This window comes from Rasiella sp. SM2506 (assembly GCF_050859505.1).
Taxonomy (GTDB): Bacteria; Bacteroidota; Bacteroidia; order Flavobacteriales; family Flavobacteriaceae; genus Marinirhabdus.
In genome coordinates this window covers 3,030,966-3,043,141 of record NZ_CP193934.1, presented here as the reverse complement: position 1 = coordinate 3,043,141, position 12,176 = coordinate 3,030,966, and the positions used below count along the sequence as shown (strand labels likewise).

At 37.7% G+C, this 12,176-nt stretch carries 4 protein-coding genes and 1 pseudogene; 3 read left to right on the top strand and 2 right to left on the bottom strand.

Going from position 1 to position 12,176, the window contains the following annotated elements; genetic code table 11:
- Positions 1-111 precede the first annotated feature (111 nt).
- On the top strand, positions 112-1,062 hold the full coding sequence (locus ACQ2HF_RS13700; protein ID WP_432410982.1) for a phosphoribosylaminoimidazolesuccinocarboxamide synthase: 951 nt from the start codon (positions 112-114) through the stop codon (positions 1,060-1,062).
- 90 nt (positions 1,063-1,152) lie between these two features.
- Here the strand turns inward: ACQ2HF_RS13700 and ACQ2HF_RS13695 are convergent, their stop codons facing one another.
- Both ACQ2HF_RS13695 and ACQ2HF_RS13690 read right to left on the bottom strand, forming a co-directional pair.
- Positions 1,153-1,785 (bottom strand): response regulator, encoded by a 633-nt coding sequence (locus tag ACQ2HF_RS13695; RefSeq protein ID WP_432410981.1) that lies wholly within the window; start codon positions 1,783-1,785, stop codon positions 1,153-1,155.
- A gap of 69 nt (positions 1,786-1,854) precedes the next feature.
- On the bottom strand, positions 1,855-4,929 hold the full coding sequence (locus ACQ2HF_RS13690; protein ID WP_432410980.1) for a ligand-binding sensor domain-containing protein: 3,075 nt from the start codon (positions 4,927-4,929) through the stop codon (positions 1,855-1,857).
- Between the two features lie 303 nt (positions 4,930-5,232).
- Here ACQ2HF_RS13690 and ACQ2HF_RS13685 point away from each other — a divergent pair, with 303 nt between their 5' ends.
- Together ACQ2HF_RS13685 and ACQ2HF_RS13680 are read left to right on the top strand one after the other, a co-directional pair.
- Positions 5,233-11,385, top strand: coding sequence for an HYR domain-containing protein (locus tag ACQ2HF_RS13685; protein WP_432410979.1), 6,153 nt, complete (start codon positions 5,233-5,235; stop codon positions 11,383-11,385).
- A gap of 64 nt (positions 11,386-11,449) precedes the next feature.
- A pseudogene (locus ACQ2HF_RS13680) lies at positions 11,450-11,748 on the top strand (phosphoribosylaminoimidazolesuccinocarboxamide synthase); the annotation flags it as partial.
- Positions 11,749-12,176 lie beyond the last annotated feature (428 nt).

Genomic DNA, 12,176 nt, shown 5'->3' with positions numbered 1-12,176 from the left:
GCCTGCCCCGATTGTTTTGCGGGGTGGATTTCGGCATTATTAGTATCGAGACTAAACATAGTTTATCCGAAATTCGGAAGGGGGTCTTTCGAAATCTAAAAGAAAATCAACATGAACAACACCATAATAGACACCAATTTTAATTTCCCTGGCCAAAAATCGGTTTACAAAGGAAAAGTTCGCGAAGTATATACTCTGGAGAATAACCAATTGGTCATGATTGCAACCGATAGGTTAAGTGCCTTCGACGTGGTCATGCCAAAAGGGATACCTTATAAAGGACAAATTTTAAATCAGATTGCCACTAAAATGATGCGGGCTACCGAAGATTTGGTTCCCAATTGGTTAACAACTGTTCCGGATCCAAATGTTGCGGTAGGGGAAGCCTGCGAACCTTTTAAAGTTGAAATGGTGATTCGTGGCTATATGAGCGGTCACGCAGCTCGTGAATACAAAGCAGGAAACAGACTATTGTGCGGTGTAACGATGCCAGACGGAATGAAGGAAAATGATAAATTTCCACACCCTATTATTACGCCTGCTACCAAAGCAGAAATGGGCGATCACGACGAAGATATTTCCAGAGAAGATATTATAAAACGAGGTATTGTGGCTGAAGAAGATTATCTAATTCTAGAAGATTATACCCGTAAACTCTTCCAAAGAGGAACTGAAATAGCCGAAAGTCGTGGATTAATTTTAGTGGATACCAAATATGAATTCGGAAAAACGATGGATGGAAAGATTGTTTTAATTGACGAAATCCATACCCCAGATTCTTCTCGCTATTTCTATGCTGAAGGCTACGAAGAACGGCAAGACACTGGTGAAGCTCAAAAACAACTCTCCAAAGAATTTGTGCGCCAATGGCTCATCCAGAATGGTTTTCAAGGTTTGGAAGGACAAAAAGTTCCTTTTATGAGCGACGACTATATTGAAACGGTTTCAGAACGATATATTGAACTGTACGAAAATATTACTGGTGAAACCTTTGTAAAAGCCGATGTTTCAAATATTCAGAATAGAATAGAAAAAAATGTTTTGAACTATCTCTCCTCTTAACGGAGCGGTTTTAATAGGTGTGTTTTTTTAATAGTTCAACAAGTAGCTGAAAAGTACGGCCTTTTTAAAATTGAGTAGTTTTATAGAAAATTACAGTTCCTTATCAAACGATTTCCTTATCAATTCAGCCTTACTATTTATTTCTAATATGTTGTAGATGTTTTTAATATGACTTCTAACCGTATCTAAAGACACAAATAAATCTTCAGCAATCATTTTATAGCTCTTTCCTGCAATAATGCCATGTACAACGTCCATTTGCCTATTGGTTAAAAGACGTTCACTAGCTTTCTTTGGCATATAGTATGTCGCTACATTTCTAGCAATTGAAGGCGACATATACGAGCCTCCTTCACTTACAATACGAACCGCTTCCCCTATTTGTTTTAGCGGCACACGTTTAGAGGTGTACGAACACGCCCCATTGGTTAAGGCCTTAAAAATAATAGACGTTTCTTCAAGGGTAGTGAGCATGATAATATCAAGATCTGGACATGCTTTTTTAATAAAAGGAATACCGTCAATACCAGACATGCCAGGCAAATTAATGTCTAGCAGTAAAATTGTAGGTAATTCATTAATAGTATCGATTGCGTCTAAAAAATCTTCAACAGAATACGAAGCTATCGTAACTGTTATATTTATTTGTGATGCAAAAAACTCACACAAACTATCGTGTACTGTTGGGTCGTCTTCTATTATGGCAAGGTTTATTGCACTCATGATAGTATTCTATAAGATTATAAATTTACTGGAGTATAACTTCAGTTTCAACCACATTAACGTGTGGTTTTATAACTTAAAAGGTAATTTTAAATGAATTTCGAACCCGTTTTCTGTACTAAAGTACAATATGGCATTCATTTTTTCTGCACGTCGCTTCATATTTACAAGTCCAAACCCTGTAGATTTGATAGTTTTTTTAATGGAACCATCATCTTTAATGACCATAGTGCCAAAACCATTTTGATTGGTAAACTTTATCCATACGTTTTTGGCGTTAGCGTGTCTTAGAATGTTTGTTATTGCTTCTTTATAAATGAAAAATACATGTTGTTTGGCGGTAATCGATAGTTTCTTGGTAAGATTTAGGTCGTTTTTTTCTATATGAAAGCTAATATTTTTAGGCAACAAAAGTTCTTCAGCCACTTCTTCCATACGCTCTAGAAGGTCTGAAGTACGCTCTCTTCTGTTGTCTATGCTCCACACTAAATCTCTCATTTGTGAAATCGCATCGCGGCTTGTTCTGGCAATTTTATTTAACTTATTCTTATTCTCTTCTTTGGCATTTGCTTCTAATAATTCAGATTGCATAGCAAGGCCAGACAATAAGGATCCTAGATTATCGTGCAGGTCACTCGAAATTTCTGTTCGTAATTCTTCTAAGGCCAATAATTGTCTTACGCGAAACTGAAATAAGCTATATACAATCGCCAATAGAACTAACCCACATAACACTATAAACCACCAAGTTTTATAGAATATAGGTACTACTGTTATGGGAATCCTTAATGTGTTTTTGCTTTCTGCACCACTAAAATCGGCCCCTTTTACATTCAATATATAATCTCCTGCAGGCAATTTATTATACCGTACATACGGGTTTGTGCCTTGAGAAAACCAAGTGTTTTCGTAACCTTCTAGTTTTGTGGAATATTGATTTTCGCTATTTTTAAAATAATTGGGTATGGTCCAGTTAACCTGAAAATATTGATCGTAAGGCGAAATTGTTATCTTAGTAGTTGTTGTATAAGAGAAATCGGTTTTTTGAATATCATTGCTTTTACTATTAAAGCGCATAAAAGACGAAAAAAGTATCGGGTTTAGCAGGGGATCACTAGTTAGATCGTTAGGATTAAATATATTAATCCCGTTCATGCCTCCAAAATAGTACTTCTCATTGCTGTCTTTAAAAAAAGAAGTATAGTTAAATTCGTTGTGCGTAAGGCCGTCTTCCTCAAAAAAGTTATGAAAACGCTTTGTTTTCGTATTAAAAAAAGAAAGCCCGTTATAGGTACTTATTAAAAGGTGCTCATTTTTATAAGGCAGGATACCCACTACATTGTTATTGGCTAAACCGCTATAAGTATCGTATACGACAGCCTCTTTTTTATCTGGTGTTAAGTGAATGAGTCCTCCTCCAAAAGTCCCTAACCATAGGCTCTCGTCATTGTTTTCATGAATAACCATAATATTATTCTTGTTCAACGGTGGATCTGAATTAACATGATAGCGTGCTTCAATAGTTCCGTTCAAATTAATTTTTAAGAGTCCATCATTTACAGTCCCTACCCAAATAGCTCCAGGAGTTTTACTTTCTAAAAAATACCTAAAATGCAAATAATCTTTTTCAATAGGATTTTTAAAAACCAACTCACTTTCTCCTGTCGCAGGATTGTATAGGGTTAATTTAGCTAGTGTAAACCCAAATAACAAGCGTCCATCGTTTAGTGTTATTATAGGGCTCGATCCCGTAATATTAAGTCGGTTTGCAAATTCTGGAAGTAATGTGGTATAACCATCCTTTAGCCTTATTTTAACTAAGGATTCGTTAACGGTGTAAACATATTCCTTATTTAAATCCACAGTAAAAAAACGTGCTCCATCCAAGAGGTTTGTTGTAGCACCAAAATCACCCCATAATTCAAATTCTTTTCCTTCAGTATCGTTTTGGGAAAACACCATAAGTTTCTTGTCCCGTTCGCACATTGCTATGATGGCACCGTCTTTAGTTTCAAATATGGTTCGCATGGCATTTCCCCAGTCATTTTCATTAGATTTAAACAACTGCTTAAAGGTTCTAGGTTTAATCCTGAGTTTTAATAGTCCATTATCTGTAGCAATCCATAGCAGACCATTTGTATCAACAAAAAGTTGTGAGATCCGGCTGAAATCTAATTGCTCTTGGGCAGTGCTTGAAAAATTGGTGAAATTACCCAAGCGATCCCTTCTGTATAAAAATGTATCTCCAGCAAACCAAATATTCCCTTCATTATCTTCTATCGCATGATATATACTAATGAGTTCATTTAGAACAGATTCCCATTTGGCATTCGTTGCATTATATTGGTTAATTCCCTGATTGCTTGGAAAATAATAATGTTGGTTTTTAGTATCAAAAAAAGAAGTTCCTCGGAAGTGAAATTCGTCAACATTCTCATAACTAATTAGCACATTATTTTGGAGTCGCTTTCCTTTATCAGTGTACTGTATAGCTCCTTGGGTTAGGGTAGACCACCAAAGGTTATTATCACGGTCTGAAGCTAATTTTGTAAATTCGCGATTTCCTCGCCTTAGACTGTCCATGACTTCAAAACCATGCGTTTCATCATATTTTTGAAGGTATTGATAGGTGTCTTCTTGTTTAGAAATCCAGTGATTGTCTGTAACTATCCAGACTTGTTTTTTATGATCAATGTGAAGCTCAATCACATCTCCTTTAACACCCTGTTTTTTAGTGTATTCGAAAATACTATCTGTTTGTATATTTAATTTGAACAAGGTGTTATTTGCTGCAAACCATAGGGAGTTTCTACCTTGATAAATTGTGTTGTGTTCGGTAAGCTGCTCATTTTGTATAAAATTAGGGTTATCCGGATTGTTATTATAAATTTTAAACGAGTAGCCATCATACTTAAGGAGCCCTTGTGTGGTACCAAACCACATAAACCCTAAACTATCTTGCGTTACAGACTTTACATCTCTAAATGGTAATCCGTTATCTGTTGATAAAACTTCAATTTGAGATAAAGTTTGTGCTGTTAGCGGTGTGAGGGATGTACAAAACCAAACAACAAGAACCTTACATAACCGTAGCATACCTAGGTGGGCTTTCAAATGTATGTGTTGCTGTTTTAATTTTTTCATGTAAAGCATTTCAGAAACTCACTACCCGACGATGTATTTGACGCTTCTCTTTCTTAAAACCGATTAATTAATAGGTGTATTCAAATTTCAGGATACCTAAAGCTTCTTGGCGTGGTGTAAATTAAGTAAAGAAAATGAACCAGAAAAATTAATAATATATTTCGAATATAGACAGAAATAATACTAAATCACACATAGTTCTTAAGACATAAAAACCACATTAAGATGTAGTTGACAAGTTCCTACTTTGCTTTTAAATTAGCTTCAAGATTTTACGTTACTAACCGCTAATCAATATTTATTATGAAAGCAAAAAGGAATCCGCTTGGCTCAACACTAGTTATCTTACTACTCATTTGTACTATGGCCCTGCAGGCACAGTCTCCAAAACGAGTGATACAACAAAACCTTGTATCTCAAAATGACACTGCCAATACATTTAACTTTAATACAACGGGCACAAGATTCTTACAACAGCGCGTGTTGCCAAGTGATGCTAACGCTATGGTAGCAGCGCCAATTTCCACGTCTATAACGGCATTAGGCATTGATACTTGGTCTAAAATGTCAGGAACACAACCAAAAGTTGTCGTGCCTACGGCGTCTCAACTTGCAGAAGCAGACAAAAAGGTAGCAATCAAGATAGCAGCCCTTAAGGCACAATCCAACACTTCTTTCGTATTGGATACGCACGATAACGTTTCCTTACGCTATGATGCAAGCTCTAATAATATCATTCTGTCTTCATTAGAAAGTAAAAGCCTGATTTTAAAGAAAGTATCCAAATCGTCTTTGGAAAATGTGTTAATAATTCAAGGTAATGACAAGGACAATAATTTAGTGGTAGATAATACGATTCTAGATTTAGGCATTGATATAGTATATGATGGAGGTGGTGAACATACCACTACGGGTGATATTCTTACGGTTATAAATAGGGGTTCGGCTTGGAAAGACGTAGTGTCTACCGCTTTTAATAAAAGTTCAGGACGCATAGTTGTAGATAATAAAAGTTCGATTATGTATACCGGTTTAGAGCCCATTATTCTCTTAGATGCTGGGGGAGCAACATTAACACTTAATTTGCCAGATGGTCCAAATCCGGACGTAGTAATTGAAAATGCTCCAACTCCAAACTTCACCCTTATCTCTGGAAGCACTTTTGAAAACGTTTCTTTCAATGGGTACGACGCAGTTGTTATTAATGGTGGTACAAGTACAGATAATGTATCCTTTCAAGGATTGGATCCTCTTGATACTATTCCTGTAACCTTAAATTTTGACACAGACGATATTGTTACATTTGAAACCACAGAAACAAACCTCGGGTCAGAAGACCTTACGGTACATACAGGATTTCTTATAGTTAGTGCAGCTATTACCACGTCAGGAAGTATAAATCTGACATCTGAAAGGAATACGCTTATTACAAATGCTGCAGTAGTCCAATCTACCGATGGTAATATTACTTCGTTGGCAGGAACAAACCCAGTGCCAGGAGACGATTTTATTGGGGTACATATTGAAGCAAATGCCGAGGTTAAAACCACGGGTATTGGAAACATAGCTATTACAGGAACAGGAGTATATGCAACCAATAATTTAAGAATGGGAGTTGCCGTTCTTGGAGGTGGTAAGGTTTTAGCAGATGGTGCTGGTAGTATATCAATAACCGGTACAGGAGGTAATGGTACCGAACGAAACTACGGTGTGGGTGTTGAAGAATTAAATTCTACAGTTGAAAGTAACGGGGGAGGTATTACTATTACGGGAACGGGAGGAACTGGGACTGCAGATTTTAACTCTGGAATATACGTGCGGTTTAATTCATTAGTGCAAGATCTAAATGGTGGTGACATCATTCTGTTCGGTGAAGGAAATGGCGCGGCAACATCGCGAAATTCTAGAGGAATAGTTGTTAGTGATGCCGATGTACTTACCAATACAGGCGCAATTAATATTACAGGAAATGGAGCATTTAATACAGCCTCATACGGGGATGGAATATTATTTTTACTAGATTCTAATATACAGTCTGTTGAAGGTAACATCACCATTATAGGTACTGGTAATAGTGTTGTAGAAGATGGCAGTATAGGAGTGTCACTCCAAGGGAAGGTTGAGACAACAGGTACTGGAACTATACAAATTGAAGGCATAGCTGGAGATGGTGAAAATATTGCTTATGGAGTTGCTACAAATAACTTTGGAACTATAAAATCTAACAACGGGGCTATAAATATAATAGGGCAGGGAGGCAACCTAGGAAATGTTGTTGGAGGTTTTTCCTTAGGAGTTTTACTTACTGAAGGAATTATTGAATCGGTCGGTTCAGGAAATATAACAATACAGGGAACAGGAGGAGATGGAACAAATTTTTCAGGAACTAGTGGCGTATATTTACAACAAACAACTAGAATAACTGCCAATGAAGGTTCCATTGCTATTACAGGGCAGGCAGGTACGAGTACGGGTATGTTTAATAGTGGAATAGTTTCGCTGGAATCAAGTATCGAGACAATGGGCACCGGAACTATGACCCTCAATGGGATGGGCGGTAGCGGTTCAGAATCAACTAATGGGATTGTCTTGCAAACTGGAATGTTATTGTCTAATGACGGTGACATTATTATAAACGCTACTGGAGGTGTTTCAACTGAAAATTTTGCTGAAGGAATGGCTATCGCTGGAGGTACTATAAGAAGTTCTGGCGGTGGCGCTATTACTATAAATGGAACAGGAGGAACTAGCTCATTAAATAACGCTGCCGGAATTCAAATGTTACCATCGGATACAAGTACAACTCTAATTGAAACCAATGGAGGCGGAATAACATTAATAGGGACGGCCGGCACATCTAATGGTTTGAGTAGCAATGGGGTTTTAATCGCTTATAATACGCTTATTCAGGATATAGGTGCAGGCTCAATTTCTATAACAGGTCAAGGAGGTACAGGAACTACTTTAAATAACGGTGTTGTTTTAATGAATAGTTCTAGAATAGCTTCCACTAGTGGGGACATTGAAGTGATTGGAAGCACAAATGGTACAAATAACCTCAATAATGGAGTTTTTATAGAATTGGCGACCATAGAGTCTATTTCGGGAAGTATCACTTTAAATGGTACAGGAAGTATCGCTTCTAATGGCGATGATAACAGAGGGGTAGTTGTTTCGACGGCAAGACTTCAAACCGCAGCGAGTGGCATTATTAGTATTACGGGAGTTGCTGGAAATGGATCTAGTAATAATTCAGGAATAGATCTAATTGAAAGCATAGTAAGTGCTGCAGATGGTAATATACTAATGGATGGAACTGGTGGCGCAAATACCTCGGGAAATCAAAATTCAGGAATCCAAATAGCAACAAATTCATTTATTACAACCTCAGGTTCAGGTGATATCGACCTAACAGGTATGGGACGCAATGGAGCAGGGGTTTTTCATATTGGAATTGCATTGGGGAATGCAGCTAGAATTGAAGCGCTAGGCGCAGGCGCTGTAACTTTAGAAGGCACAGGGGGCGATGCATTTAGTGGTAATTATGGAGTGTTTATGGATACCGCGAACCCTATGGTAACTACCAATGGAGGTGGCATTTCAATTACTGGTACTGCTGGTAATGGAGGGGGTAATTTAAATGTTGGTATACGATTAGGTGGAGCTACTATAACAGATCTAAGTAGTACAGGATCCATCTCATTAAATGGAACTAGTGGTTCAGGTTCTGGGTCAGGAAATGAAATAGGGGTAGCCCTTTTTGGAAACACTATTGTATCAAATGGTGGTGGAGTAAGCATTACGGGTGCAGGTGGTTCTGGATCAGGAAATTATACTGCTGGAGTTGTTTTGGAAAACTCAACTATTAATGATACCGCAATGGGCGATATTAATTTTACTGGAACAGGGGGTAACGCTGGAGGAAGTATTGCTGCTGGTTTATATTTTACTATTAGTTCAGTAACAACCCTAGACGGGTCTATTTTCTTAAATGGAACAGGCGGAACTGCTTTAAGTGAACAAGCCATGGGGATAGCTTTGTTCTCCTCTCCCTTAACCACATCTAATGGTGATATTCAAATAACGGGTGAATCCACCGATACAACAGGTGACTTTAACGATGGAATAGACTTTATTGAAAGTATAATAGAAGCTACGAACGGTAATGTTGCATTAGATGGTACTTCATCAAGCGCTACGTACGCTGGAATAATAATATTCTCAGCCAATGTTCCCATAATTGCTGGAGGCACAATTACAGCAACTACTGCTGTAGGACCTTTAAACACTCCAGAGGGTATTCTAGCTACTGCAATATTTGAAGCTCCTACTACTTTTATTAATGGGGTATTTAGTCCTGGAGACTACACCGAATTTAGTATTGGTCAAGCCACTATAACTGGTGATTTTGACTTAACTAGTGGCTTGTTGGAAGTTAAAATAGATGACATTACTACGCCTGGTACAGACTATGACCAAGTTGTAGTTAATGGAGTAGTGGATGTTGCAGGTGCAACCCTCACCTTGGTGAACAATTTTGTGGGTACACTTACCCAGACAGACGAATTTGTCATTATCGATAATGATGGTACAGATGCTATTGTAGGAACTTTTGATGGGCTTCCAAACAATGCAGCAATACCTTTTAATGGTCAGTTTGTATTTATTCACTACGATGGAGGTGATGGAAATGATGTGGTATTGGTGGTAGATTCAACCCCTACTGCTATTTGTCAGGATTTCACTGCACAATTAGATGCTACAGGTAATGTTACTATACTACCTTCAGATGTGGATGGAGGATCTTTCGATCCAGACGGACTGGTAACTTTATCGCTTAATATTGATTCTTTTACCTGTGCCGATGTTGGAACACCTGTAATTGTTACCTTAACAGTAACCGATAGTACAGGAAACACAACTACATGTACAGCTACAGTAACTGTTGAAGATACTATAGCCCCATTGATAAACTGCCCAGCAGATATCACCGTGGGAACCGATATGCCACTTTGCGGTGCCATTGTACATTTTGCAGGCCCAATCCCAGTAGATAATTGTGGTATTGCTTCAGTAGTTCAAACAGCAGGCTTACCAAGTGGTAGCGTATTCCCTGTAGGCGTAAGTGTTGTAGCATATACAGCAACCGATGTAAACGGAAATACAACACCCTGTAGCTTTACTATTACGGTGGTGGATGATGATGCTCCACTAACAATATGTATGGATATAACTATACAACTTAACGCTGCTGGTACTGCAACAATCGTCCCCGCAGATGTGGATGGCGGTAGTACAGATAATTGTGCTGTAGATACTTTAAGTATAGACATAGACACCTTTACCTGTGCAAATGTAGGACCTAACAATGTGATTCTTACCGTGACAGATCTAGCTGGAAATATGGCTAGTTGTACCGTAATTGTAACAGTAGAAGATGTAACACCGCCAGTCGCGGTTTGTCAGGACATTACGGTTGTTCTTGATGCTACGGGAATTATTGTCATAGATTCTTCTTTATTAGATGGAGGTTCAACAGATGCTTGTGGAACAGCTAACTTTACCTATACCGCAACACCAGACACCTTTACCTGTGCAGAAGTTGGCGACAATACAGTAACCTTGACCATAACAGATGAAAACGGAAATAGTGCAACTTGTGAAGCAACGGTAACGGTAATAGATGATACTGCGCCTGCATTAGTTTGTCAGGATATTACTGTTCAATTAGATGAAAATGGGATGGTAAGCATCCTACCTGGCGATGTAATTGCTAGTTTGGACGATGCGTGTGGTATAGATACAACAGGATTAGACATAGACGACTTTAGCTGCGACGATATAGGAACACCTGTAGTTGTAAACGTATTTGCAAGTGATGTAAACGGAAACATAGTTACCTGTACAGCAACTGTAACAGTAGTAGACGAGTTGGCTCCAGTGCTTACGTGTCCAGCAGATCAAACTGTTGAAATAAACAACGGCACACAATATACAGTTCCAGATTACTTTGCAACAGGCGAAGCGATAGCGATAGACAATTGTACAGATCCTGTGGTGATTACTTCTCAAGATCCTGCAGTTGGAGCAATGCTCGACCCGGGTACCTATACAGTGACTATTACCGCTGAAGATGCCTTCGAAAATGAAGCTTCTTGTACCTTTGAGCTAACAGTAGATGAATTGTTAGGAGTGAGCAATACTGGTTTCGATATGGCTAGCCTTACGATGTATCCTAACCCAGCAACAAACTTTGTCTTGTTAAACAACCCACAAAACATCCCATTAAAAGATGTGAGCATTTATGATGTGACGGGAAGGCTTATCAAAATAGTAGATGCAAGCCAAGTAACTTCAGAAATGACAATCGATATTTCAGAGTTGGCAAGTGCCACCTATATGGTATTGATACATACAGATGCAAGTCCAGTGACCAAGCAGTTGGTAAAAGAGTAACTACAGGTATATACTACTAGAATTAGAGCCTTTCACTACTGAAAGGCTCTAATTTTTTATGAAGGAAATGAACAGACCTAATTTTTCTCGATATATTATTCTGAAGGCTATGAAGCCCATCAACAAAAAGGGGAAGCTCAAAAACAACACTCCAAAGAATTTGTGCGCCAGTGGTTAATCCAGAATGGTTTTCAAGGTTTTGAAGGGCAGAAAGTTCCCTTTATGAGTGATGCCTACATTGAAACCGTTTCAGAAAGATATATTGAACTGTATAAAAACATTACGGGTGAGAAATTCGTAAAAGCAGACGTATCTGATATGAATGCGTGTATCAAAAAAAATATGATGTCTTTTTTAGAATAATTCTCCTATACCTGCTTTTTTTAATTTTATTTCCTCAATCCTTGTAGTCCTTTTCTGTAAGAAATTAGCTTTTTTTATAAAGTACCATTTCATTTTTAACAAATTGTGTTAAAGGGTTTTACGATAATTTAGTTAAGGTTTTGTAAAAACTTTATTTTAAGTGTATACATCTTTTACACTTTTTGTCTTCTTAAATTGTTAATTAACAACCCATAAAGACCTTTCATTTTTCTTACATAAAATTGTAAATATCTGTAATACATTAATTTTCAGATAATTTAACATATTTTAAGAAACCGCCCCCCTACTACTCTACGTAACTTTATTGAAATCTACCTGTTCATAAAGAATGGAAGATATAACTAACGTACCAAAGAGAATGATAACAACACTACATTGCAATTATATTTTGCGGAAGTATTACGTGC

Excerpts from the sequence above, each read along its gene's own strand:
- ACQ2HF_RS13700 (WP_432410982.1), top strand. The coding sequence starts at position 112 with ATGAACAACACCATAATAGACACCAATTTTAATTTCCCTGGCCAAAAA.
- ACQ2HF_RS13690 (WP_432410980.1), bottom strand. The coding sequence starts at position 4,929 with ATGAAAAAATTAAAACAGCAACACATACATTTGAAAGCCCACCTAGGT.
- ACQ2HF_RS13685 (WP_432410979.1), top strand. The coding sequence starts at position 5,233 with ATGAAAGCAAAAAGGAATCCGCTTGGCTCAACACTAGTTATCTTACTA.
- ACQ2HF_RS13695 (WP_432410981.1), bottom strand. The coding sequence starts at position 1,785 with ATGAGTGCAATAAACCTTGCCATAATAGAAGACGACCCAACAGTACAC.